This is a genomic window from Citrobacter sp. Cb080 (genome assembly GCF_030334745.1).
In the GTDB taxonomy this organism is placed as follows: Bacteria; Pseudomonadota; Gammaproteobacteria; order Enterobacterales; family Enterobacteriaceae; genus Citrobacter; species Citrobacter braakii.
On the sequence record NZ_JAOWDG010000080.1, the window covers coordinates 171,074 to 197,709 of the forward strand.

The window sequence follows — 26,636 nt, forward strand, 5'->3', positions numbered from 1 at the left end:
AGTTAACTGCCCGACTGCGCATCCTGTCATAGTCAATTGCGAAAGGATGATGTCGTGCTTATCTTATTAGGTTACCTGGTTGTTATTGGTACAGTTTTCGGCGGTTACATGATGACCGGCGGACACCTTGGGGCACTCTATCAACCGGCTGAGCTGGTGATTATCGGTGGCGCGGGTATTGGGGCATTCATCGTCGGCAATAACGGGAAAGCCATTAAGGGGACGATGAAAGCCATCCCGATGCTTTTTCGTCGTTCAAAATACACCAAAGCGATGTATATGGATCTGCTGGCGCTGTTGTATCGCCTGATGGCCAAGTCACGTCAGCAGGGCATGTTCTCGCTTGAACGCGATATCGAAAACCCCAAAGAGAGTGAAATTTTCGCCAGCTATCCGCGCATTCTTGCTGATGCCGTGATGCTTGATTTCATTGTCGATTATCTGCGTCTGATCATCAGCGGCAACATGAACACGTTTGAAATTGAAGCGCTGATGGATGAAGAGATTGAGACGCACGAAAGTGAGGCCGAAGTCCCGGCCAACAGTCTGGCGATGGTGGGGGATTCATTACCGGCGTTCGGGATCGTGGCGGCGGTCATGGGGGTTGTCCATGCGCTGGCTTCTGCCGATCGTCCGGCGGCTGAACTGGGTTCGCTGATTGCACATGCCATGGTAGGGACATTCCTCGGTATTTTACTGGCCTATGGATTTATTTCTCCGCTTGCCAGCGTTCTGCGCCAGAAAAGCGCTGAAACCACCAAAATGATGCAGTGTGTGAAGATAACTCTGCTCTCCAATCTGAATGGTTACGCGCCGCCAATTGCCGTCGAATTTGGTCGTAAGACTCTGTATTCCAGCGAACGTCCATCGTTTATCGAACTGGAAGAGCATGTTCGTGCGGTGAGAAATCCAACTGCGCAGCAGACGACCGAGGACGCATGAAAAATCAGGCCCATCCCATTATCGTTGTAAAGCGACGCAAGCATAAAGGTCACGGTGGTGGGGCGCATGGTTCGTGGAAAATCGCCTACGCCGATTTTATGACCGCGATGATGGCCTTCTTTCTGGTGATGTGGCTCATTTCCATCTCTAGCCCTAAAGAATTGATCCAGATTGCCGAATATTTCCGTACGCCGCTGGCTACTGCGGTAACCGGGGGAAATCGTATTTCGAATAGCCAAAGTCCCATTCCAGGCGGCGGGGATGATTACACCCAGCAGCAGGGAGAGGTGAACAAGCAGCCGAATATCGATGATCTGAGAAAACGCATGGAACAAAGCCGCTTGAGCAAACTTCGCGGCGATCTCGATCAGTTGATTGAATCTGACCCCAAACTGCGTGCGCTGCGCCCGCATTTGAAAATTGATTTAGTTCAGGAAGGGCTGCGGATACAGATTATCGACAGTCAGAATCGCCCGATGTTTAAAACCGGTAGCGCTGAGGTGGAACCGTATATGCGCGATATCCTGCGAGCCATAGCGCCAGTGCTTAACGGCATTCCTAATCGAATCAGCCTTTCCGGCCATACGGATGATTACCCTTACGCCAATGGTGAAAAAGGGTATAGCAACTGGGAGTTGTCCGCCGATCGCGCTAACGCGTCGCGTCGCGAACTGGTTAGCGGCGGTCTGGATGATGGAAAAGTATTACGTGTGGTAGGTATGGCCGCCACGATGCGTCTGAGCGATCGCGGTCCTGAAGACGCTATCAACCGCCGTATTAGCCTGCTGGTTCTCAATAAGCAGGCGGAAGAGGCCATTTTGCATGAAAACGCTGAAAGCCAGAATGAGCCGGTAAGTGTCTTACAACAGCCAGCGGAACTCCCGCCGGCAAGCGTTCCCATATCGCCACCAGCCAATCCGAGGTGATAGCGTGAGCATGGATATAAGCGATTTTTATCAAACATTTTTTGATGAAGCTGACGAACTGTTGGCTGACATGGAGCAACACCTGCTTGATTTGGTTCCTGAAGCCCCGGATTCCGAACAGCTGAATGCAATTTTTCGTGCTGCGCACTCGATAAAAGGCGGGGCGGGCACCTTCGGCTTTACCATTTTGCAGGAAACGACCCATCTGATGGAAAACCTGCTGGATGAAGCGCGGCGTGGCGAGATGCAGCTCAATGCCGACATTATCAACCTGTTTTTGGAAACGAAAGATATTATGCAGGAACAGCTCGACGCCTATAAAAACTCAGAGGAGCCGGATGCCGCCAGCTTTGAGTACATTTGTAATGCGTTACGACAGTTAGCGCTCGAAGCGAAAGGTGAAACCGCACCGGCAGTCGTCAACACCGCAAAACTGAGCGTTGTTGACAGCGCTGCAATGCAGGAAGAGGCGGTTGCACAGCCTGAGTCTGCAAGTGAAGAGAGCAAGAAACGCATTATTCTCACGCGCCTGAAAGCCAATGAAGTGGATTTACTGGAAGAGGAGCTGGGGAATCTGGCGACCTTAACCGATGTGGTGAAAGGGAGCGACACGTTGTCAGCAACGCTTGATGGCAACCTCGCAGAAGATGACATCATCGCGGTGCTGTGCTTTGTGATTGAAGCTGATCAGATTGAATTCGAAACCGTCAGCGCAGCGCCGGTAGCCGTTGAAACTGAAGCTGAAGCAGAAGCTGAAACGGTAGCCGTTGTCGCGAAGCCGCAGCCGGTTGCCGTTGCGCCAGCGGCAAAAGCCGCCGCCAGTGAAGCGCCAAACGGACGCGCGGAACGCGACAAACCCGCCCGCGCCAGCGAGTCGACCAGTATCCGCGTAGCGGTTGAGAAGGTCGATCAGCTCATTAACCTGGTCGGTGAGTTGGTCATCACCCAGTCTATGTTGGCACAACGTTCTAACGAACTGGATCCCGTCAATCATGGCGATCTCATCACCAGTATGGGTCAGTTACAACGTAACGCCCGCGACTTGCAAGAGTCGGTGATGTCGATTCGTATGATGCCCATGGAGTATGTGTTCAGCCGTTTTCCGCGTCTGGTGCGTGACCTGGCCGGTAAGCTGGGTAAACAGGTCGAACTGACACAGGTGGGAAGCTCAACCGAACTCGACAAGAGCCTGATTGAACGCATCATCGATCCGTTGACGCACCTGGTGCGTAACAGCCTCGATCACGGTATTGAACTGCCGGAAAAACGCCTTGAAGCCGGGAAAAGCCCAATCGGTAATCTGACGCTTTCCGCGGAGCACCAGGGCGGGAATATCTGTATTGAAGTCACCGATGATGGCGCCGGTCTGAACCGTGAACGAATCCTCGCCAAAGCTATCTCCCAGGGGATGCCGATCCACGAAAACATGAGCGATGACGAAGTCGGTATGCTGATCTTCGCCCCGGGCTTCTCGACCGCTGAACAGGTGACGGATGTCTCTGGCCGCGGCGTGGGTATGGATGTGGTGAAGCGAAATATCCAGGAGATGGGGGGCCATGTTGAGATCCAGTCCAAACAGGGACAGGGGACGACTATCCGAATTCTGCTGCCGCTGACGCTGGCGATCCTCGACGGCATGTCCGTGCGCGTGGCCGACGAAGTCTTTATTCTGCCGCTGAATGCCGTTATGGAATCACTGCAACCGCGCGAAGAAGATCTCCATCCGCTGGCCGGAGGAGAGCGCGTGCTGGAAGTGCGTGGCGAATATTTACCGCTGGTTGAGCTGTGGAAAGTCTTTGAAGTTGAAGGCGCAAAAACCGAAGCGACTCAAGGTATTGTGGTGATTTTGCAAAGTGCAGGGCGTCGTTACGCGCTGCTGGTCGATCAGTTAATTGGTCAACACCAGGTGGTCGTCAAAAACCTGGAAAGCAACTACCGCAAAGTGCCAGGTATTTCTGCAGCAACGATCCTCGGCGACGGCAGCGTCGCGCTGATTGTCGATGTCTCTGCATTGCAGGGATTAAACCGCGAACAACGTGTGGCGATCACAGCCGCCTGATTGAGTGAGAAGGGAATAATATGACCGGTATGAGTAATGTAACTAAACTGGCCGGCGAACCGTCAGGTCAGGAATTCCTCGTGTTTACGCTGGGGGATGAAGAGTACGGTATCGATATCCTGAAAGTGCAGGAAATCCGTGGGTACGATCAGGTGACGCGTATTGCTAACACGCCTGCGTTTATCAAAGGTGTCACCAATCTGCGCGGTGTGATTGTGCCGATTGTTGACCTGCGCGTGAAGTTTAGCCAGAGCGATGTGGATTACAACGAAAACACCGTGGTGATTGTGCTGAATCTGGGCCAGCGGGTGGTCGGGATTGTGGTCGATGGCGTCTCGGATGTGCTGTCGCTGACAACGGATCAAATCCGTCCGGCACCGGAATTTGCCGTAACGCTGTCGACGGAATACCTGACGGGACTGGGGGCGCTGGGTGACCGGATGCTGATTCTGGTTAACATTGAGAAGCTGCTCAATAGCGAAGAAATGGCGCTGCTGGATATTGCCGCCAGCCACGTCGCGTAACCGCTATACCGTATCCGGCCTACAATGATTGCGGTTGTAGGCCGGATACGCGTAGCGCATCCGGCAGATTTCCCTTTACGCTTCCCGCTCAACCAGCTCCGGTTCTTCTTCCAGTAAACCCTCATCTTGTGCCAGCATCGCCGTTGCAATCCCGTTACCTAATACGTTGATTGCTGAACGTCCCATATCCAGGAAGTGGTCAATACCCATCAGTAACAGAATCCCGGCAACCGGAATATTAAAGCTCGGAATGGTTGCTGCCAGCACCACCAGCGCAGAACGCGGCACGCCGGCAATCCCTTTTGACGCCAGCATCAGCGTCAGCATCAGGACGGTGATTTCTGCAAAGGAGAGGTGAATGTTATAGGCCTGCGCGATAAACATCGAGGCAAATGAACAGTAAACCATCGAGCCGACCAGGTTAAATGAATAACCGATAGGCAATACAAATGACACGATGTTAGGCGAGCAACCAAATTTGGTTAATTGCTCCAGCGTTTTTGGATAGGCGGCTTCCGAGCTGCTGGTAGTAAATGCGACCAGAACCGGATCTTTCAGCATGCTTACCAGACGAAAAACCTCTTTTTTCAGCATGACATAACCGACCGCCAGCAGAACCAGGCAGGTCAGCAAAATAGCCACATAGTAGCCGCCGATGAACGACGCATAGTTAAGCAGGATCCCCAGACCCTGGGTGGAGATAACGGAGGAAATGGCGGCGAAAATGGCCAGCGGCGCAACGTACATCACGTAGCCAGTCACCTTAAGCATAATGTGGGAGACCACATCCAGCGCGGCAACCAGCGGGGCATTGAACTTCTCACCAAGGGATGCGCCACCAATACCGAAGAACATCGAGAACACCACAATTTGCAGGATCTCATTGTTGGCCATCGCCTCGGCTATGCTGGTTGGGATGGTGTGAGTCAGGAAACCTTTCAGGCTCATGCCGCTCACGGCCAGGCCGGTATCAGTGGCTTCCAGCGGGATCGCCAGGTTCAGCCCGCTGCCGGGTTGCTCAAGAGAAACCACAAACAGACCGACCAGAATAGACAGTATGGAAGAGCTGATAAACCAGATCATCGCTTTGCCGCCTACGCGCCCGATGGTGGACGTTTCCCCCAGGCGCATAATACCGACGGTCAGGGTGCTGAATACTAAAGGTGCGATCACCATTTTAATCAGGCGCAAAAAGATGTCGGTGAGAAGCGTAATATTATCGGCCCAGGCGGACACTACGCCGGGGGCGGCATAAGAGTGGATCACCGCCCCTGACAGGATCCCCGCCAACATGAAGATCACGATAAACAACGTGAGTTTGTTTGCATTTGCCACTAAAAAGCCCTCAGTAAGGATTTAACATTTATTGTTCGGTTACTCATTTTTTATATTTATTAATTGGTAACTAAGTATTCATCATATAAATTGAATTAAAGCGCCAGCTGATACAACTTTTTTTAATTTTTTATCCATTTTGTTGTGGTGCAGAGGATATGTATTTGTGATCTTGGTCACGAAATAATGACTATTTCATCCAATATGACCGCGCCCACAGATAAATTTGAATGTTATTCACATGATAATTGTGACGTTTTTATGTGAATGATTTGTGGTTGCCGTACACCCGTCTTCCCCTCCTTCCGCGAGGCTTCACGTCCCTTCAGGATTTCCTTTTCGCAAACGTAAAGTTATCTCAGCGACTGCCGATAACGTTGATAACTCGTTTTCAGGAAGGTGCCTTATGTTTAACCGTATCCGCGTTGTCACAATGCTGATGATGGTGCTGGGGGTTTTCGCACTGCTACAGCTTGTTTCCGGTGGTCTGTTGTTTTCTTCATTGCAGCAGAATCAGCAAAGTTTTGTTATTTCTAACGATCTTCGACAGCAGCAAAGTGAACTCACCTCAACATGGGATCTGATGCTGCAAACACGTATCAATTTAAGCCGCTCTTCTGCACGCATGATGATGGACGCGTCCAACCAGCAAAGCAGCGCGAAAAACGATCTGCTGAAGAATGCGAAAGCATCGTTGGCGCAGGCCGAAACACATTACGCAAAATTTAAAAACATCACACCGTTACCCGAGATGGCAGAAGCCAGCGGCAACGTTGAGGAGAAATATCAGCAGTACCATGCGGCCTTAACCGAACTGGTTCAGTTTCTGGAGAACGGCAATATGGACGCCTATTTCGCGCAACCGACTCAGGGAATGCAAAACGCGCTCGGTGAGGCGCTGGGCAAGTACGCCAGCGTTAGCGAAAAGCTTTACGCTCAGGCATTCGATAAAAGTGCGCGGGATTACCACTTCGCCCAATGGCAGCTTGGCGTGCTGGCCGTAGTGCTGGTGCTGATTCTGGTGGTGGTGTGGTACGGCATCCGCCATACCCTGCTTAATCCTCTGTCTCGCGTCATTGCCCATATTCGGGAAATCGCCAGCGGTAACCTGACCGCGACCCTGGCCGTCAGCGGTCGTAATGAAATCGGCGAGCTGGCCAGTACGGTTGATCATATGCAGCGCTCGCTGACGGAAACCGTCACCCTGGTACGTGAAGGTTCTGATGCGATTTATTCCGGGACCAGCGAAATTGCCAGCGGGAACACCGACCTGTCATCTCGTACTGAACAGCAGGCCTCTGCGCTGGAAGAGACCGCAGCCAGCATGGAACAGTTGACCGCAACCGTGAAGCAAAATGCGGACAACGCGCGTCAGGCCTCGCAACTGGCGAAAAGCGCCTCCGATACCGCACAGCATGGCGGCAAAGTGGTTGATAGCGTGGTGAACACCATGCACGAAATCGCCGATAGCTCGAAGAAAATCGCCGACATCATCAGCGTTATTGATGGTATTGCTTTCCAGACCAACATTCTCGCACTGAACGCGGCGGTTGAAGCGGCGCGTGCCGGTGAACAAGGCCGTGGCTTTGCAGTGGTGGCGGGCGAAGTGCGTAATCTGGCAAGTCGCAGTGCGCAGGCAGCGAAAGAGATCAAAGCGTTGATTGAGGATTCTGTTTCCCGAGTGGATACCGGGTCCGTATTGGTAGAAAGCGCAGGCGAAACGATGAACGACATCGTAAATGCCGTAACGCGGGTGACCGACATTATGGGCGAGATTGCCTCGGCCTCCGACGAGCAAAGCCGGGGGATTGATCAGGTGGCGCTCGCGGTATCCGAGATGGATCGCGTTACGCAGCAGAACGCCTCGTTGGTACAGGAATCGGCTGCCGCTGCCGCTGCTCTTGAAGAACAGGCCAGCCGCCTGACGCAGTCTGTGTCGACTTTCCGCCTTGCGTCACGTCCGGCGTCGGCTAAGCCGCGCGATACACGATTACCTGCAACGGCGGCCGCATCCTATCCGCGCCAGAACAATGAACAAGATACGAATTGGGAAACATTTTGACTGATAGTTAAACCGCGGCCAGTGCCGCCCAATGGGAGCGTTGATGTTTAATCGTATTCGAATTTCGACCACGCTGTTTTTGATTTTAATCCTCTGCGGTGTTTTGCAGATTGGCAGTAATGGCTTGTCCTTCTGGGCATTTCGGGACGGTTTTCAGAACCTGAATCAGGTCGAACGAAGTAATCAGCAACGCGCTGCGCTGGCCCAAACCCGCGCTGTGTTATTACAGGCCAGTACGGCCCTTAATAAGGCAGGGACGCTGACCGCCCTGAGCTATCCGCCAGAGGATATCAACACGCTGATGACCCTCGCACGTGATAGCCTGGCGCAGTCTGAATTGATGTTTAAACGCTTTATGGCGACATCGGATACGACGGCACAAGGAAAGGCGCTGTTTGGCGCAACGGAGAAAACTTTCAGCCAATGGCACAGCGCTCTTGCGCATCAGGCCACCTGGCTTGAAAACAATCAGTTGTCAGATTTTCTGACCGCGCCGGTGCAGGCTGCTCAGGATGCTTTTGATGCAAATGTGAATGCGTGGCAGAGCAACATCGATCGCGTGTTGCAAACGGCAGGAGAGCAGAGCCAGCGAAATTACCATATGTCGGGGGTGATTTTCGCCACCATGGTGGTACTGGCGGCACTGCTCACCAGCGGTGCGCTGTACTGGTCGCGCAAGATGATTGTCCAGCCGCTGGCGATAGTGGGCAGTCATTTCGACAGCATTGCCGCGGGTAATCTGGCCCGGCCGGTAGCGGTTTATGGGCGCAATGAGATATCAGCCATTTTTGCCAGTCTGAAGAAGATGCAGCAGGCACTGCGTGAAACGGTAAGCGAAGTACGCCAGGGCAGCTCAGCCATGCATAGCAGCATTTCAGAAATCGCGATGGGTAATAACGATTTGTCTTCGCGCACTGAACAGCAGGCGGCCGCGCTGGCGCAAACGGCAGCCAGCATGGAACAACTGACCGCCACCGTAGGACAGAATGCGGATAACGCGCGCCAGGCGTCAGGAATTGCCAAAAGTGCGGCAGATACAGCGCATAAAGGCGGCGAACAGACGTCCCGGGTCGCCAGCACCATGCATGAGATTTCCGCGAGCTCGCAGAAAATTGGCGACATCATCGGCGTGATTGACAGCATTGCCTTTCAGACCAACATCCTCGCGCTGAATGCCGCGGTTGAGGCCGCTCGCGCGGGTGAGCAGGGGCGTGGTTTTGCCGTGGTTGCGGGCGAAGTGCGCAATCTGGCAAGCCGTAGCGCACAGGCGGCGAAAGAAATTAAGGGGCTCATTGAGGAGTCTGTCACCCGAGTGCATCAGGGCTCGCAGTTGGTTGATATGGCAGCGCGTACCATGACGGAAATTGTCAGCTCGGTTACCCGGGTTAACGACATCATGGGCGAGATTGCTTCTGCTTCTGATGAACAGCGCAGAGGCATCGAGCAGGTGGCGCAGGCCGTCAGCCAGATGGACTCTGTGACGCAGCAAAACGCCGGGCTGGTGGAAGAAGCCGCATCCGCCACCGGACAACTTGCCATGCAGGCCGATAATCTTTCTGCTTGTGTCGCATTTTTTAAGCTTGAAGAGCAAACCGTAGCAAAACAAGAATTGGCGCAGCCGCAGGTTGTGCCCGTTGTATCCTGAATGTGATTGAGAAGGCGCTATGACATCATCTCTGCCCCCTGGGCAAACGTCATTATTGTTACAGATGACACAGCGCCTCGCGCTGTCTGACGCGCATTTTCGTCGGATATGTCAATTAATCTACCAGCGTGCGGGGATCGTACTGGCCGACCATAAGCGGGACATGGTTTATAACCGCCTGGTCCGCCGTCTGCGAACCCTGGGACTGGATGACTTTGGTCGCTATCTCAGCATGCTGGAAGCTAACCAGAACAGTGCTGAGTGGCAGGCTTTTATTAACTCCCTGACTACCAATCTGACCGCGTTTTTTCGCGAAGGGCATCATTTTCCAGTGCTGTCAGATCATGCTCGTCGGCGCAGCGGTGAATACCGTGTCTGGAGCGCGGCGGCGTCAACCGGAGAAGAGCCGTACAGCATTGCGATTACGCTCGCCGATACCTTAGGTATGGCTCCGGGCCGCTGGCGTGTTTTTGCCAGCGACATTGATACCGAAGTGCTGGAAAAAGCCAGAAGCGGCATCTACCGCCTTGATGAGCTAAAGACGCTGTCACCGCAGCAGCTACAGCGTTATTTCATGCGTGGCACCGGACCGCATGAAGGACTGGTACGCGTTCGGCAGGAACTGGCGGGGCATGTTGAATTTTCCAGCGTGAATTTACTGGATAAGCAGTACAACGTGCCAGGCCCCTTCGATGCCATATTTTGCCGTAACGTGATGATCTATTTTGATAAAACGACGCAGCAGGACATTTTGCACCGTTTTGTTCCACTTCTTAAACCAGATGGGCTGCTGTTTGCAGGTCATTCAGAAAACTTTAGCAACCTCGTGCGCGAGTTTAGCTTGCGTGGACAGACGGTGTATGCGCATGCGCCAGGTAAGGATAAAGCATGAGTAAAATCAGGGTTTTATCGGTTGATGATTCTGCACTGATGCGTCAAATCATGACCGAAATTATTAACAGCCACAGTGATATGGAAATGGTGGCGACGGCGCCGGATCCGTTGGTTGCCCGGGATTTAATCAAAAAATTCAATCCCGACGTCCTGACGCTGGATGTGGAAATGCCGCGCATGGACGGCCTCGACTTTCTTGAGAAGCTGATGCGTCTGCGTCCGATGCCAGTGGTTATGGTCTCTTCGCTGACCGGTAAAGGGTCTGAGGTCACGCTGCGGGCGCTGGAGTTGGGGGCGATTGATTTTGTCACCAAACCACAGTTGGGGATCCGTGAAGGGATGTTGGCCTACAGCGAAATGATCGCTGAGAAGATCCGCACCGCGTCGCGGGCAAAACTGGCGGCCCACAAACCCATGACGGCACAGGTGACCTTGAAAGCGGGGCCGTTACTCAGTTCTGAAAAACTGCTGGCGATTGGCGCCTCAACCGGAGGAACAGAGGCAATTCGCCATGTACTCCAGCCATTGCCGCTTTCAAGTCCCGGTATTCTTATTACCCAGCATATGCCGCCAGGATTTACCCGCTCATTCGCCGAGCGTCTGAACAAACTGTGTCAGATCACCGTGAAAGAGGCTGAGGACGGGGAGCGCGTGCTTCCAGGGCATGCGTATATCGCCCCTGGTGACAAGCATATGGAACTGGCGCGCAGCGGGGCGAACTACCAGATCAAAATTCATGATGGTCCACCGGTTAACCGGCATCGACCTTCAGTGGATGTGCTGTTCCATTCGGTGGCAAAACATGCGGGGCGTAATGCCGTGGGAGTGATCCTGACGGGTATGGGCAACGATGGCGCCGCCGGAATGTTAGCGATGAACCAGGCGGGTGCCTGGACCATTGCGCAAAACGAAGCAAGTTGTGTGGTGTTCGGCATGCCGCGCGAGGCCATCAATATGGGTGGCGTAAGCGAAGTGGTCGATCTTAGCCAGGTAAGCCAGCAAATGCTGGCGAAAATCAGTGCCGGACAGGCAATACGTATTTGAATCAGGAGTTTATTTTTTATGGCGGATAAAGAGCTTAAGTTTTTGGTTGTGGATGACTTTTCCACCATGCGTCGCATCGTGCGTAACCTGCTCAAAGAACTGGGTTTCAACAATGTTGAAGAGGCCGAAGACGGCGTGGACGCGCTGAATAAGCTGCAGGCTGGGGGATTTGGTTTTGTCATTTCCGACTGGAATATGCCGAACATGGATGGCCTGGAACTGCTGAAAACCATTCGTGCTGATGGCGGAATGTCCGCCCTGCCGGTGCTGATGGTTACGGCAGAAGCGAAGAAAGAGAATATCATTGCGGCGGCACAGGCTGGCGCCAGTGGTTATGTCGTGAAACCGTTCACGGCGGCGACGCTAGAAGAGAAACTCAATAAAATCTTTGAGAAACTGGGCATGTGAGGGTGTGATAATGATGATGCAACCACAAATTAAACCTGCTGACGAACATTCAGCCGGGGACATCATCGCGCGCATCGGCAGTTTGACCCGAATGCTGCGCGACAGCCTGCGTGAACTGGGGCTGGATCAGGCTATTGCCGAAGCGGCAGAAGCGATTCCCGATGCCCGCGATCGTCTCGATTACGTTGTGCAGATGACCGCACAGGCGGCAGAGCGCGCGCTGAACAGTGTGGAAGCTTCGCAGCCGCACCAGGACGCGATGGAAAAAGGGGCCAAAGACCTGACCAAACGCTGGGATGAATGGTTCGAAAATCCGATCGAGCTGTCTGACGCCCGTGAACTGGTCACCGATACCCGCCAGTTCCTGGGTGATGTGCCAGGGCATACCAGCTTTACTAACGCTCAACTGCTGGACATCATGATGGCGCAGGATTTCCAGGACCTCACCGGTCAGGTCATCAAGCGCATGATGGATGTTATCCAGGAGATTGAACGTCAGTTGCTGATGGTTCTGCTGGAAAACATTCCAGAGCAGGGCGCTCGTCCAAAACGTGAAAACGAAAGCTTGCTTAACGGCCCGCAGGTTGACACCTCAAAAGCCGGCGTGGTGGCAAGTCAGGATCAGGTTGACGACCTGCTGGATAGCCTCGGGTTCTGATCCGTAGCGTTTTTATTTGCTGGCCCGGCAGGCGCTCGCCGCCAGGCATTCTAACCGATAACGGCTTGCGCGTTATCCGGCCTACAGATACCTATCGTTCTCTTTACTTACTATCCATTTTTACGGTGATGTTGCCAGAACGGGTTCGAACGCTGCATACCGAGCGCTGCGCTTTTGTGGATCCCGCAGGGTTATTGGGCCGCCAGTCGGGACAATGTGCCCTGCACTATGATTCGTACCCGGTTGAATGCCTGGATGAAGTGGGTTCATCTGCACGGCGTATATCCTCTTTTTTATGCCATAACTTGGCGGTTATTTGCCGAAATGATGCTGAGGTCACAGCGGGTTACGCCTGAGTGACAGTGCGATATATAGACTTGTCATAATAATTGCAGTTAAATGGTTATCAGTGCAAGGCAATATATTATGTCAGTAGGTTATTTATCGATATCCCGAGTGTTTTTACTCGAATAGCGGCGGGGGAGATATGCGAATTTTACGTGAGAATGATTTTTTTCATTCAGAGCAACATGCGTTTTGTCTTTTTTCGATGAATAACCAATTAATGGAAGGTGTGCACGGGCATGATTTTGATGAACTGGTGATTGTCCGTAGCGGTAGCGGGTTTCATATTATTAATGACTTGGTTCGTTTTATCTGCCAGGGTGACTTTTTTTTAGTGACCGCTAACGATACCCATAGTTATGTTTCAACTAATAATCTGTCGGTTATTAATATATTAATTCGTCGCCCGCGCAGTTTTCATTTTTTACAGCACATTGATAATTTGCTCGATTGTATAAAAGAAAAACTTCTACAGCCTACCGCGCTGGCGTTAACTCAGGGAGCGCTGGCGCGTATTGAGGTATTGAGCCAGGAGATAATCTCACGTAACGAGAGTAACTATGATGTGCTCTATTTTTCATTGTGTGAAGTCGCTTTGCTGAACATCATCAACACGCTTTGCCAGTGCGACCGCCAGACCGAGGCGCTTAGCCCTGATGAGCGAGGGCGAGCCAACCTGATCCGTATGCTCAAGACCAGTAGCTTGCGTCATTTGGACTGGAATGTGTTGAGTGATGATAACGGTGTCGCCAGGCGCACGATGTATCGCTTAATTAAGCGAGTGACCGGTTATACTCCGGTTAAATTCCAGATGTTGTATCGTGTATTAAAAGCTCAAGAATTACTGCGCACTACGGATAAAACCATCAGTGAAATTGCGGCACGTTGTGGTTTTATGAATGCGATCAGGTTGACTGAATCGTATCGACGGTATTTTCATTATCCTCCAAGTCATGAACGTGAACTTCATTCACGAGTTTTAATAGCGATTTAATTGTTAGGTTAATAACAATAAAAAATTATTACTACCATCCATCGTGACGGGGGTAGGCCATACGCTTATTTCTCGCCTTACTATCTGTAAATTTAAGGGAATCGTTATGTCAAAAAATAAAACACCTAACCCCTGGTATATTGGGGTGGTGTCTGGAATGGCATCATATATTGATTCGGCGGCTATTGTTTCCAGTGGTACAGCCTTAGTCATTTATCAAAAAACAATGGGTATTACTGCACTACAAATTGGCATTTTATCTGGATTATTAACGCTGAGTATTGCCGCTGGGGCTTTTGGTGGCGGTCGTCTTGGAGACCGTATTGGTCGTCGTAATGTTTTTATTATTACGATGGCGATGATTTTTATCGGCACGCTGGCGCTGGCCTTTGGTTTGAACTTCCCGTTCCTGGTGCTGGGCACACTCTTGGTGGGGCTGGCGACAGGGGCTGATTTACCCGTCTCTCTGGCGACTATCTCCGAAGCGGCGAACGATGAAAACCGCGGCAAGATTATCGGCTTGTCCAATTTACTCTGGCTGGTGGGAATTGGCGCCACGATGGGGATCTCCGCTATCGTCGGCGACTGGGGGCTGATTGGCGCGCAAATCATGTATATGCACGTTGGGCTGGTGGCGGTTGTGCTGATGATCCTGCGTTGGTCTATCCCAGAGTCGCCGCTGTGGTTGGCGGCAAAGGATGAACTGCGTCGTGGCATCGCCACCGTGCGGGCGCAGAAAACCGGCTGGCGCGATCTGCTCGAAGGCAAATACCTGTGGCCGTTTATCTCGCTGTGTATCTTTTATACCTTCACCAATCTGGCGGCCAATACCGGCGGGCAGTTTGGGGCTTATGTAGCGGTAAATGTGGTGGGCATTTCGGTCAGCACGCACTCGCTGTGGGGGCTGTTGATTCTGCCAGTGAGCGTGGCGTCTGGGTTGATGTTTATGCGCGTCGTTGATACCTCAAAACGGGTTCCATTCTTTATTTTTGGCGCGGTGATGATGTCCGGTGGTTATTTCGTGCCGGTACTGTTTAATTTCTCGCCACTCTCCTGGTTCTGCTGCCTGCTGTTTACCAATATCGGCACAGGATTTGCCTTCGAAGGCATCATGAAAGTGTGGGCGCAAGAGTCATTCCCCACCATGCTACGCGCCACCGCGCAAGGGGGGATTGTCGGTGTCGCCCGTCTGACCTGCGGCTTGTTGGCGTTCGTCACTCCTGTGCTGTTGAGCGCGGGGCCGGTGGTTCTTTATTGCCTGCTGACGGCGATTGTGGCGATAGGCATGGTTATCGGCTGGCTGTGCTTCCACGGCAAGCAACGTAATGAATTTAATGCAGAAACAGAAATGGTGGCGACGCCTGATAACGGACAGGCGTCGCACGATACTTTGCGGGCCAAAGCCTGAATATGAGCCACTGAGGGAAAAATTATGTTGGCAGTAGAAAAGATTACGCTCAACTATGAAACCACGCTGACGGGCTGCGAAACGTTGCCGGTTTTCGGCTGGATAATCACCAGCACCTTGCGCGATGTACAGCAGCGTAGCTGGCGTTTGCAGCTGTCGGCGCAAGAAGATTTTGCCCAATGCCTGTTTGACAGCGGCGAAATGCACGATGACCGCTCCAGTAATATCGAATTGCCCGACGTCGCCTGCCAGCACTCGACGCGCTATTTTGTGCGGGTGCATATTACCGACAACCACGGTGAAGAGAGCGGCTGGAGCCCGGCGGCAACGTTTATTACTGGCCTGCCAGCGCGAGCGTGGCAAGGGGTGTTTATCTCGGCTGAAACGCCGCAGGATAAAGACAACTCAAAAGGCACATTGTTGCGCCATGCGTTCAGTTTGCCCGACGGTGATGACATTGTTTCGGCGGTGGTACATGCCAGCGCGCTGGGGCTGTATCAACTGTGGATCAACGGCGAAAAAGTCGGGCGTGATGAGTTATCGCCCGGCTGGACGAGCTACCACCACCATCTGTTGTATCAAACCAGGGATGTGACCGAGCACCTGCGAGAAGGCGAAAACGTGATTGGCGCGATGGTGGGGGCGGGTTGGTATAAAGGGGATATGAGCTTCAACCGCTATCGCAACTATTACGGCCAGCAGACGGGGTTTATTTGCCATATGGTGGTGACGCTCCGCGATGGTAGCCAGCGGATAATCGCCACGGATGCACACTGGCAGGGCAGCGATGACGCCATTTTGTTTGCTGAAATTTATGATGGCGAAGTGTATGACGCACGTCGGGAGCAGCGTGGCTGGAGCGAGCCTGCGTTTAGCGCCGGGCATTGGCGCGCGGTGACGACGCTTGCGGCAGAGACTTCGGTGCTGCAACCGCAAACGGCCTGCCCGGTACAAGAAATAGAACGGCTTGCGCCGTGCTCAATCATCACGACGCCAAAAGGCGAGACGGTGCTTGATTTTGGCCAGAACCTCAGCGGCTGGGTGGAGTTTCGGGTGCGCGGTGCGGCAGGTGAGCGCGTGGTGCTGCGCCATTTTGAAGTGCTGGATGCCGAAGGCAATGTTTATCTGGCGAACCTGCGCACCGCCAAACAGTGCATTGATTACACCTTACGCGGCGAGGGTGAAGAATGTTTTCACCCGCATTTTACCTTTCAGGGTTTCCGTTATGTGCTGATTGAACGTTGGCCTGGCACGCCGACGCGGGATGACTTTGTCGCGGTCGTGCTGCATTCCGCGATGACGCCGACGGGTCACATTGAAACCTCAAACGCGGATCTCAACCAACTGCATCACAACATCATGTGGGGGCTTAAGGGCAATTTCGTCGATATCCCAACTGACTGCCCGCAGCGCGATGAACGTCTGGGATGGACGGGCGATGCGCAAATTTTCTGCCGCACCGCGAGTTATCTGATGCAGACGCGCACTTTTTTTGCCAAATGGCTGACCGATCTTCAGCACGACCAAACGCCGGAGGGCGGTGTGCCGCACGTCATTCCCGATATCCTCACCGGCAAATGCGACAACGACCGCTTTTTATCCCACGGGCGCACCCATTCCGCCGCCGCCTGGGCCGATGCGGCGGTGATTAACCCGTGGACGCTGTACCTGATGTACGGCGATAAACAGACGCTGGCCCGCCAGTACGACAGCATGAAAGCCTGGGTGGAGTTTATGCATGACAACGCTGTTGAGAACCAGTGGTCGTGGAAACTGCAGTTTGGCGATTGGGTTGCGCTGGATGCCAAAGAGGGCAGCTATTTTGGCGCAACGCCGAATGAACTGACCTGCATGGCCTACTATGCGTTGTCCACGCTGCTGCTGGCGAAATCAGCCAAAGCACTGGGAAATGACGTAGATCACACCCATTATCAGGCGCTGCATACCGCGATTGTCGAAAGCTTCCGCAATGAGTTTTTTACCGCCACCGGGCGGCTGGCGGCACGCACGCAAACGGCGCATATTCTGGCGCTTTACTTCCAGTTAGTGCCGGACGCGCACCGCGAGCGCACCGTGCAAACGCTGCTGGAACTGCTGGCGGAAAATGACGGTCATCTGGTGACGGGGTTTGTCGGCACACCCTATTTCTGTCACGCATTGAGCGAAAACGGGCAGGCCGACGCGGCGTGGCAATTACTGATGAAAGAGGACTTCCCAAGCTGGTTGTATCAGGTAAAGGCCGGGGCGACGACGATTTGGGAACACTGGGATGGCGTGAAACCGGACGGCACAATGTGGAGCCCGGACATGAACTCTTTCAACCATTATGCCTACGGGGCGATCGGTGAATGGCTGTATCGCGTGGCGGCGGGAATAAATACCGAAGAACACGCGCCGGGATTTAAATCTTCGGTACTGCGGCCTATTCCGGGCGGTGGCCTGACATGGCTGAAAGCGCGATACGGCTCGGTATATGGTGATATTGCCGTCCACTGGACGCAGGAACCGGCGCGCGATGGCTTACAGTCCATCACCCTTGAGGTAGATATTCCGCCGAATACTCACTCAATGGTGATCCTTGATGGCGCACAAACGCTGCTCGATACCGATGGCCTCGACTTCGCGCCAGTAGACGGCGGCTATAGCGCGCAGGTGGGATCGGGCCATTATCGCGTTATCTGGCAGCGCTAACCGCGTGGTTGTCACGGCAGCGTTCACGCTGTCGTGGCAAACGAACGCTCGAATTCCTCTGTTTTCGTTTCGCTATTCGACGCATTGGCAATGGTTGCGGTCGCGATAATACTCGTGACCGTGACGACGAGAGTAATGCCGTGGCAGAAGAAAGCGACGACGACAAAACAGAAGCCCCCACACCCCACCGACTTGAAAAAGCACGGGAAGAAGGGCAAGTCCCCCGATCCAAAGAGCTGACCTCACTGCTTATTTTGCTGGTGGGCGTGTGCATTATCTGGATTGGCGGGGAGTCGCTTGCCCGCAGACTGGCCGGTATGCTGTCGGCCGGATTACGTTTTGACCACAGTATGGTCAATGACCCTAACCTGATCCTCAGCCAAATCATCCTGCTGATTAAAGACGCGATGATTGCGCTGTTACCGTTGATTACCGGCGTCGTTCTGGTGGCATTAATCTCCCCGGTGATGCTTGGCGGCTTGATTTTCAGCGGTAAATCTCTGCAGCCCAAGTTCTCTAAGCTGAATCCGTTGCCGGGCATTAAACGCATGTTTTCAGCGCAAACCGGGGCGGAACTGCTCAAAGCGATACTGAAGTCCACGCTGGTGGGGAGCGTGGCCGGATTTTATCTCTGGCATAACTGGCCGGCGATGATGCGTCTGATGGCGGAATCGCCGATTACGGCGATGGGCAACGCCCTGGATTTAGTTGGTATGTGCGCGCTGTTGGTGGTGCTTGGCGTTATTCCGATGGTGGGGTTCGACGTTTTTTTCCAGATTTACAGCCATCTGAAAAAGCTGCGCATGTCGCGTCAGGATATTCGTGACGAATTTAAGCAAAGCGAAGGCGACCCGCACGTTAAGGGCAAAATACGCCAAATGCAGCGCGCGGCCGCGCAGCGTCGCATGATGGCGGATGTGCCGAAAGCAGACGTGATTGTTACCAACCCCACGCACTATTCGGTGGCGTTGAAGTATGACGAGAACAAAATGAGCGCGCCGAAAGTTGTTGCCAAAGGCGCGGGGCTGGTGGCGTTGCGCATTCGTGAGATTGGCGCTGAACATCGAGTCCCTACGTTAGAAGCGCCGCCGCTGGCGCGTGCGCTATACCGTCATGCTGAGATTGGTCAACAAATACCGGGTCAATTATATGCCGCCGTTGCCGAAGTGCTGGCATGGGTATGGCAGCTAAAACGCTGGCGTCTCGCCGGCGGCAAGCGTCCACCACAACCTGAAAACCTTCCGGTGCCTGAAGCACTGGATTTCATGAACGAGAAGAATACTGATGGCTAATCTGGTCGCGATGTTGCGTTTGCCCAGCAACCTGAAATCCACGCAACTGCAAATCCTTGCCGGACCAATCCTTATCCTGCTGATCCTGTCGATGATGGTGTTGCCGTTGCCGGCTTTCGTCCTCGATTTGCTGTTCACGTTTAACATTGCGCTGTCGATCATGGTGCTGCTGGTGGCGATGTTCACCCAGCGTACGCTGGAGTTTGCCGCATTCCCGACGATTTTGCTGTTTACCACATTATTACGCCTCGCCCTGAACGTTGCGTCGACGCGTATCATTTTAATGGAAGGGCATACCGGCGCGGCGGCGGCGGGAAAGGTGGTTGAAGCTTTTGGTCACTTCCTGGTGGGCGGTAACTTTGCGATCGGTATCGTGGTCTTCGTTATTCTCGTCATTATCAACTTTATGGTTATCACCAAAGGTGCCGGGCGTATCGCCGAGGTTGGCGCGCGCTTCGTGCTGGATGGTATGCCCGGCAAGCAGATGGCGATTGATGCGGATTTGAATGCGGGTCTGATTGGCGAAGATGAAGCCAAAAAACGACGCTCGGAGGTGACGCAGGAAGCGGATTTCTACGGCTCTATGGACGGTGCGAGTAAATTCGTACGTGGAGATGCCATCGCCGGTATTTTGATCATGGTGATCAACGTGGTCGGCGGTCTGTTAGTCGGGGTGTTGCAGCATGGTATGAGCATGGGTAGCGCAGCGGAAAGTTATACCCTGCTGACCATCGGTGACGGGCTGGTGGCGCAAATTCCTGCGCTGGTAATTTCCACCGCGGCGGGGGTTATCGTGACCCGCGTGAGTACCGACCAGGATGTAGGCGAACAGATGGTGACCCAACTGTTCAGTAATCCTAGTGTCATGCTGCTTAGTGCGGCGGTGCTTGGTCTTTTGGGTCTGGTTCCGGGGATGCCGAACCTGGTGTTTTTGATGTTTACCGCCGCGTTACTGGGTCTGGCCTGGTGGATGCGTGGTCGTGAGCAAAAAGCTCCCGATGAGCCGCAGCCGGTGAAAATGCCGGAAAACAACTCCGTGGTGGAAGCAACATGGAATGACGTACAACTGGAGGATTCCCTGGGGATGGAGGTAGGCTACCGCCTGATCCCAATGGTGGACTTTCAGCAAGATGGCGAGTTGCTGGGGCGAATTCGCAGTATTCGTAAGAAATTTGCCCAGGATATGGGTTTTCTGCCGCCGGTGGTACATATCCGCGACAATATGGATCTGCAGCCGGCCCGCTATCGTATTTTGATGAAAGGGGTGGAAATTGGCAGCGGTGACGCCTATCCGGGACGCTGGCTGGCCATTAACCCTGGTACTGCCGCCGGGTCACTGCCGGGCGAGAAAACGGTCGATCCGGCTTTCGGTCTGGACGCTATCTGGATTGAAAGCGCATTGAAGGAACAGGCGCAGATTCAGGGCTTTACGGTTGTTGAAGCCAGTACCGTTGTCGCCACGCACCTTAATCACCTGATTGGGCAGTTCGCTGCTGAGCTGTTTGGCCGTCAGGAGGCGCAACAGCTACTGGACCGCGTTTCGCAGGAGATGCCAAAACTGACAGAAGACCTGGTTCCGGGCGTCGTGACGCTCACTACGCTGCATAAAGTGCTGCAGAACTTACTGGATGAGAAAGTACCGATTCGCGATATGCGCACCATTCTCGAAACGCTGGCTGAACATGCACCGCTGCAAAACGATCCGCATGAGCTTACCGCGGTGGTACGTGTTGCGTTGGGGCGCGCCATCACTCAGCAGTGGTTCCCGGGTAATGAAGAGGTTCAGGTTATCGGCCTTGATACCCCGCTCGAACGTTTGCTTCTGCAGGCGCTGCAGGGCGGCGGCGGTCTGGAGCCAGGTCTTGCAGACCGACTGCTGGCCCAGACTCAGGAAGCGCTGTCCCGTCAGGAAATGTTGGGTGCGCCGCCGGTCTTGCTGGTCAACCACGCGTTGCGTCCGTTACTGGCTCGCTTTTTACGTCGCAGCATTCCGCAACTGGTGGTGTTATCGAACATGGAGCTGTCTGACAACCGCCATATCCGTATGACGGCGACTATTGGAGGTAAGTAATGCGTAAATTACTGTGGTTGTTGTTTTTTCCTCTGGTAGCGCAGGCTGCCGGAGAAGGCGCCTGGCAGGCCAGCGGCATGGGGATTACTTTAAATCACCGCGGCCAGTCAGCCTCGTCTACACCTCTGACGCCCAGCCAGCCGGTCTCGGGGTTGATGACGCTGGTGGCCTGGCGCTATGAGCTCAATGGCCCAACGCCCGCGGGTTTACGGGTGCGTTTATGTTCTCAGTCCCGCTGTGTTGAGCTGGACGGGCAAAGCGGGACCACCAACGGATTCAATAATGTTCCCGCCATCGAACCGATGCATTTTGTCTGGGAAGTACCCGGTGGCGGTCGCCTGATCCCCGCCTTGCAAGTTCAGAGCAATCAGGTGATTGTGAACTATCGTTAACGCCTCCCTTCATTCCGGCCAGCAGCAGAAACTGCTGGCTGCTTCGCAATTCTAGTCCGCCTCTTTGATTAAATAGAAACGCTGTTTTATAAAATAGGTGACATACGTTGCCGGACTCTTTGTGCTGTTGCCATTTCACGAATATCCCTGGCAAAAATAGAAAGGTTTCACTTGCTGTTAGCTTTTACTGTGGCCCTGTAAGGAGGCCCAATGTCAAAGCGAGGATTGCGGGGCCTCCCAATAATGTGCAGGGGTAACGGCAATGAATACACGTAAAATTGGGTTGGTTAACTATTTTGCCTACGGTTCGGGGGATTTTTTAGGCGCAGGCACCACGGCGTTAACCGCGGCCTGGCTACTCTATTTTTACACGACGTTCTGTGGCCTGACGCCAATCGAAGCAACCTTTATCTTCGCTACCGCCAGGGTGTTGGATGCCGTTGTTAGCCCATTAATGGGTTTTTTAACCGATAACTTTGGCTCCACCTGGCTCGGCAAACGCTTTGGGCGACGCAAGTTTTTTATTCTGTTGGGGATACCCTGTGTCTTTAGCTACTCACTAATGTGGGTGGGTGATATGGGGTTCTGGTACTACCTGCTCACCTATCTGATTTTTGACGTGGTCTACACCATGATTCTGGTGCCATACGAAACGCTGGTACCCGAAATGACCGATGACTTTAAACAGAAAACCAAATTCTCCGGCGCGCGCATTTCGATGGCGCAAATGTCTGCCATTCTGGCCTCATTCTTACCCGGCGTTCTGCTGACGCTGTTTGGCAAGGACAACCCCGTCTCTTTTTTCTACGCCAGCCTGGTGTTTTCTGTGCTGTGCGCAATGATGCTGACCTTCGTCTGGTTCTTTACCTGGGAACGCCCACGGGAAGAGTGGACTGAGGCGGCGCTGCGAGCCGAAGAAGAGAAGAAAAGCCTGACCTTGAGTCAGAGTATGAACCGTTTATTTGTGGAACTGAGTTCAACACTGCGCATCCGTATCTTTCGCCAGCATTTAGGAATGTATCTTGGCGGCTATATTGCCCAGGACGTCTTTAACGCCGTCTTTACTTACTATGTGGTGTTTGTGCTGATGCAGGAAGCATCGATGGCGTCAAACCTGCTGGGTACGATGGCTATCTTCCAGTTTATTGCCGTTATCGCCATGATCCCATTGTGCATCCGTTTCGGACCTGCGCCGTCTTATCGCATGGTGGTCGTCCTGTTTGGCCTCAGTTCACTCTCCTATGCGGGGCTGTATTACGCCGGATTAAGCGATGTTTATTCTCTGTTGCTATTGGTTTCCGCCGTTGCGGGTTTGGGACGCGGTGGTATCAACTACGTTCCCTGGAATATCTACACCTATATTGCCGACGTTGACGAAGTGATCACCGGTCAGCGTCGGGAAGGGATCTTCGCCGGCATTATGACGTTAACGCGTAAAGCGTCGCAGGCGGGAGCGGTGATGCTGGTGGGGATTGTGATGCAGTTGTCTGGTTTTGTCTCCGGTCAGAGCGCACAGCCCGTGGCGGTCAGCCATACCATCCTGTTAATTCTGAGCTGCGGAACGCTGATTGTTCTGGCGCTGGGTTTCCTGGTTTCCTTGCGCTTCAAACTGAACCTGCAAACGCACAGCACCCTGCGTGAAGAGACAGCAAAAATGCGTGAGTCCGGGCAACCCGTGTTGGAAGGACTTTCCGCTAAAGGACGCGCGACCGTAGAGATGCTATCGGGCATGCCTTATGAATCACTTTGGGGTAACAACAATATTGGTTACCTGAATCGTAATAAACCAGCGGCACCGAAACTGGAAAAGGGTGCTGTATTAAATTCGACATTGACAGAGGTTAAGTAAATGATTGTTTATCCGGTTAAACACAGTCCATTGTTGCGCCAGCCAGAACATTTTATTGCCAGGGATGAATTAAAAGCGTTGATCAAAAAGGTGACGCATAACCTGGTCAATATTCATGACGAGACCGGTGAGTTCTTGCTACGTCTGGATGACGGACGCGTTATTGATACCAAAGGCTGGGCGGGATGGGAGTGGACGCACGGCATCGGCTTGTACGGGATGTATCAGTATTATCAGCAAACCGGCGATGCCACGATGCGCGATATTATCGACAACTGGTTTGCCGATCGCTTTGCGGAAGGTGCAACGACCAAAAACGTTAACACCATGGCACCGTTTTTAACGCTGGCATATCGCTATGAAGAGACGCGTAATCCCGCGTATCTGCCGTGGCTCGACAGCTGGGCTGAGTGGGCAATGCATGATATGCCGCGTACCCAATTCGGCGGTATGCAGCACATTACGCTGGCGGAAGAAAATCACCAGCAGATGTGGGATGACACGTTGATGATGACGGTCTTACCGCTGGCGAAGATTGGCAAGTTGCTCAACCGTCCCGAGCATATTGAAGAGGCAACCTATCAGTTCCTGCTGCACGTGCAAAACCTGATGGATAAAGAAACGGGGCTGTGGTTCCACGGCTGGAGCTATGAAGGACAGCATAACTTCGCCAACGCTCGCTGGGCGCGTGGCAACAGCTGGTTAACTATAGTCATCCCGGATTTCCTCGAATTAGTTGATTTGCCGGAAAACAATGCAGTGCACCGCTATCTGGTGCAGGTTTTGAACGCGCAAATCGCGGCGCTGGCGAAGTGCCAGGATGAAAGCGGACTGTGGCACACCTTGCTGGACGACCCGCAGTCGTATCTGGAAGCCTCGGCAACCGCCGGATTTGCCTATGGGATCCTCAAAGCGGTACGTAAACGCTATGTCGGACAAGACTATGCGGCTGTAGCCGAAAAAGCCATCAGAGGCATTGTGCAACATATTTCGCCGGAAGGTGAATTGCTGCATACCTCGTTTGGTACCGGGATGGGCCACAATCTCGATTTCTACCGCAACATCCCCCGGACCTCCATGCCTTACGGTCAGGCGATGGCGATGCTGTGCCTTACCGAATACTTGCGTAAGTATTTTTGATATCGGTGTCCGATGGCGTTGCGGCTATCGGACCCGCTTGTGCGTCGTCGTCCTGCGCAGCAAACAGATGATCCATGATTTGACGCATGACTGGTGCGGCGGTGACGCCATCGCTGCCGCCGTTTTCCAGAATTAACGCTATGGCGACTTTCGGGTTCTTATATGGCGCAAATGCGGTATAGAACACGTGGTCGCGCAGACGCACGGGGATCATTTTCGCATCGTAGGTCTGATTTTCTTTCAGGCTAAAGACCTGTGATGTGCCACTTTTCGCTGCAATGCCGTAAGGCGCGGTGTGAAAGAACTTATAACCGGTACCGTTTGGCTCATTCGCCATGCCGAACATCGCTTGACGCACCAGCCCCCAGTAGGGGGACGAAGCAGAGGCAATTTGTGACGGTGCTTCGGGAGCCTGGTACGGCGTGATGACTTTTCCGCTCTCTTCATCACGTAGCAGGTGAGGGGCGATAACCTTGCCGTTGTTAATCAGCGCGACCATGGCTTTAACCATCTGGATCGGCGTGGCAATCCAGTATCCCTGACCGATGCCAACCGAAATGGTATCTCCCTGATACCAGGCTTTTTTATGCACTTTCTGCTTCCATTCGCGGCTCGGGAGCAGGCCGTTATACTCCTCACCAAGATCGATGCCGGTCGGCTTGCCATAGCCAAACTGGCTGAGCATGCTGTTAATACGGTCAATCCCCATCATATATGCCACCTGATAAAAGAATGTGTCGGCAGATTCTTCAATTGCTTTGGTGACATCCAGCATACCGTGGCCCGTTTTTTTCCAGTCACGGTAATGTCGCTCCGTGCCGGGGAGCGTCCAGGTGGGGGCGCCGAAGAAACGGGTCTGCGGCGTGATCACGCCGTCCAGTAACGCTGACATCGCCATATACGGTTTGACCGTGGAGGCGGGAGGATATAACCCCTGCGTGACGCGGTTGATTAACGGCAGGTCCTTATCCTGAAGCAGCTTGTTATAGTCCTGATAGCTGATACCTTTAACAAATGGATTGGGGTCATAGCTGGGGTTCGAAACCATTGCCAGCACGGAACCGTCATGCGGATCCTCAACCAAAACGGCGGCCCGCTGGCCCACCAACAGACTCTCAATATATTGCTGTAAATGGAGGTCCAGCGTCAGGTGGATATCTTTTCCGGCAACGGGCGGCACATCTTTGATCAGACGTACGATGCGTCCGTGGTTATCAACTTCGACCTCCTGATAACCGGTTTTCCCATGCAGTTCATTTTCATAGTAGTGCTCAATACCCTGCTTACCGATGTTGTGATCGGCGGCGTAGTTCTCTGTCAGGCCTTTTTGATCCAGCGCTTTCAGGTCGTTGTCATTGATTTTTGACACATAGCCAAGGACATGCGCCAGCGCTGTGCCATAAGGGTACTGGCGGTCTTCATAGCTATTGATATTGACGCCGCTGAAATGAAACTGGTTAACCGAGAAGCGGGCGATTTCCACATCGGTCAGCGCATTTTTTAGCACAACCGGGCGATAGCGGCTGCTGGCTTTCAGCGCATGGCGAAACTGGTCAATGTCATCAGGAGTGAGGTCAATGATAGGCGTGAGCTGCCTGATCAGGGCATTCATATCACTGATTTTATAAGGCGTAACGGAAATGTCGTACCAGGTTACGTTGCGCACCAGCGGGATGCCGTTGCGATCGTAAATCATGCCACGCGTCGGGGCCACGGGCAGCATTTTGATGTCGTTTGCATTCGAGCGGGTGGTGTAATACTGGTGCTGACAGATTTGTAAGTTGTAGAGATTGTAAATCAGGATGCCAAAGCAGATGACCACCAGGCCAAAGGCCACCAATACACGCCGCTGGAAGAGTTTTTCCTCCGCCTCAAAATCTCTGAATGTCATTGACCCGTACCCGATTAATTCGCCGCCTCATGATACGGAGGCTTAAACGGGATGACAGGCAAAAAA

General features: G+C 53.3%; 20 protein-coding genes. 18 read left to right on the plus strand and 2 right to left on the minus strand.

Annotation, left to right across the window (positions count from 1 at the left end; all coding sequences use genetic code 11):
- Nucleotides 1-54 precede the first annotated feature (54 nt).
- From motA to cheW, 4 genes are read left to right on the plus strand one after another with little or no spacing between them, the layout of a single operon-like run.
- On the plus strand, nt 55-942 hold the full coding sequence (motA, locus tag OGV38_RS19730; protein ID WP_016153442.1) for a flagellar motor stator protein MotA: 888 nt from the start codon (nt 55-57) through the stop codon (nt 940-942).
- Nucleotides 939-1,868, plus strand: coding sequence for a flagellar motor protein MotB (motB, locus tag OGV38_RS19735; RefSeq protein ID WP_286474513.1), 930 nt, complete (start codon nt 939-941; stop codon nt 1,866-1,868). The genes motA and motB overlap by 4 nt, the downstream gene beginning before the upstream one ends.
- A 4-nt stretch (nt 1,869-1,872) precedes the next feature.
- Complete coding sequence (cheA, locus tag OGV38_RS19740; RefSeq protein WP_016156813.1) at nt 1,873-3,927, plus strand: chemotaxis protein CheA; 2,055 nt, start codon at nt 1,873-1,875, stop codon at nt 3,925-3,927.
- 20 nt (nt 3,928-3,947) lie between these two features.
- A complete protein-coding gene (gene cheW, locus OGV38_RS19745; protein ID WP_003034638.1) occupies nt 3,948-4,451 on the plus strand; it encodes a chemotaxis protein CheW in 504 nt (167 codons plus the stop codon).
- Between the two features lie 75 nt (nt 4,452-4,526).
- Here the strand turns inward: cheW and OGV38_RS19750 are convergent, their stop codons facing one another.
- Complete coding sequence (locus OGV38_RS19750) at nt 4,527-5,786, minus strand: dicarboxylate/amino acid:cation symporter (RefSeq protein ID WP_016156812.1); 1,260 nt, start codon at nt 5,784-5,786, stop codon at nt 4,527-4,529.
- 406 nt (nt 5,787-6,192) lie between these two features.
- Between OGV38_RS19750 and tar the strand changes: the two genes are divergently transcribed.
- From tar to bglB, 14 genes are all read left to right on the plus strand, one after another.
- Entirely contained in the window at nt 6,193-7,848 is a 1,656-nt protein-coding gene (gene tar / locus OGV38_RS19755) for a methyl-accepting chemotaxis protein II (protein WP_046275660.1), read from the plus strand.
- Nucleotides 7,849-7,891: 43 nt separating this feature from the next.
- A complete protein-coding gene (gene tap / locus OGV38_RS19760) occupies nt 7,892-9,493 on the plus strand; it encodes a methyl-accepting chemotaxis protein IV (protein WP_181500316.1) in 1,602 nt (533 codons plus the stop codon).
- Between the two features lie 19 nt (nt 9,494-9,512).
- Nucleotides 9,513-10,385 carry a protein-glutamate O-methyltransferase CheR gene (gene cheR / locus OGV38_RS19765; protein ID WP_016153436.1) on the plus strand — a complete coding sequence of 291 codons (873 nt, stop codon included), beginning with the start codon at nt 9,513-9,515 and terminating at the stop codon, nt 10,383-10,385.
- A complete protein-coding gene (locus OGV38_RS19770) occupies nt 10,382-11,431 on the plus strand; it encodes a protein-glutamate methylesterase/protein-glutamine glutaminase (RefSeq protein WP_016153435.1) in 1,050 nt (349 codons plus the stop codon). Before cheR ends, OGV38_RS19770 begins: the two co-directional genes overlap by 4 nt.
- 18 nt (nt 11,432-11,449) lie before the next feature.
- Nucleotides 11,450-11,839 carry a chemotaxis response regulator CheY gene (gene cheY / locus OGV38_RS19775; protein ID WP_016153434.1) on the plus strand — a complete coding sequence of 130 codons (390 nt, stop codon included), beginning with the start codon at nt 11,450-11,452 and terminating at the stop codon, nt 11,837-11,839.
- A gap of 13 nt (nt 11,840-11,852) precedes the next feature.
- On the plus strand, nt 11,853-12,497 hold the full coding sequence (gene cheZ / locus OGV38_RS19780) for a protein phosphatase CheZ (RefSeq protein ID WP_029139578.1): 645 nt from the start codon (nt 11,853-11,855) through the stop codon (nt 12,495-12,497).
- 487 nt (nt 12,498-12,984) lie between these two features.
- The gene (locus OGV38_RS19785; RefSeq protein WP_016153432.1) at nt 12,985-13,836 is read left to right on the plus strand and encodes a helix-turn-helix domain-containing protein; all 852 of its coding nucleotides are present in this window, start codon (nt 12,985-12,987) and stop codon (nt 13,834-13,836) included.
- A gap of 106 nt (nt 13,837-13,942) precedes the next feature.
- On the plus strand, nt 13,943-15,244 hold the full coding sequence (locus OGV38_RS19790) for an MFS transporter (protein ID WP_286474516.1): 1,302 nt from the start codon (nt 13,943-13,945) through the stop codon (nt 15,242-15,244).
- Between the two features lie 24 nt (nt 15,245-15,268).
- Entirely contained in the window at nt 15,269-17,935 is a 2,667-nt protein-coding gene (locus OGV38_RS19795; RefSeq protein ID WP_181500317.1) for a family 78 glycoside hydrolase catalytic domain, read from the plus strand.
- 140 nt (nt 17,936-18,075) lie between these two features.
- On the plus strand, nt 18,076-19,227 hold the full coding sequence (flhB, locus tag OGV38_RS19800; RefSeq protein WP_016153429.1) for a flagellar biosynthesis protein FlhB: 1,152 nt from the start codon (nt 18,076-18,078) through the stop codon (nt 19,225-19,227).
- On the plus strand, nt 19,220-21,298 hold the full coding sequence (gene flhA / locus OGV38_RS19805) for a flagellar biosynthesis protein FlhA (protein ID WP_016153428.1): 2,079 nt from the start codon (nt 19,220-19,222) through the stop codon (nt 21,296-21,298). The genes flhB and flhA overlap by 8 nt, the downstream gene beginning before the upstream one ends.
- On the plus strand, nt 21,298-21,690 hold the full coding sequence (flhE, locus tag OGV38_RS19810) for a flagellar protein FlhE (RefSeq protein WP_286474519.1): 393 nt from the start codon (nt 21,298-21,300) through the stop codon (nt 21,688-21,690). Before flhA ends, flhE begins: the two co-directional genes overlap by 1 nt.
- A gap of 262 nt (nt 21,691-21,952) precedes the next feature.
- Complete coding sequence (locus tag OGV38_RS19815; protein WP_019077040.1) at nt 21,953-23,539, plus strand: MFS transporter; 1,587 nt, start codon at nt 21,953-21,955, stop codon at nt 23,537-23,539.
- Complete coding sequence (gene bglB / locus OGV38_RS19820; RefSeq protein WP_181500318.1) at nt 23,540-24,679, plus strand: beta-galactosidase BglB; 1,140 nt, start codon at nt 23,540-23,542, stop codon at nt 24,677-24,679.
- On the opposite strand, the gene mrdA2 is transcribed toward bglB, so the two are convergent.
- Nucleotides 24,651-26,570: a peptidoglycan DD-transpeptidase MrdA2 gene (gene mrdA2 / locus OGV38_RS19825; RefSeq protein ID WP_103283735.1), complete on the minus strand. Its 1,920-nt coding sequence runs from the start codon at nt 26,568-26,570 to the stop codon at nt 24,651-24,653. The two genes, bglB and mrdA2, sit on opposite strands and share 29 nt — an antisense overlap.
- Between the last annotated feature and the right edge of the window lie 66 nt (nt 26,571-26,636).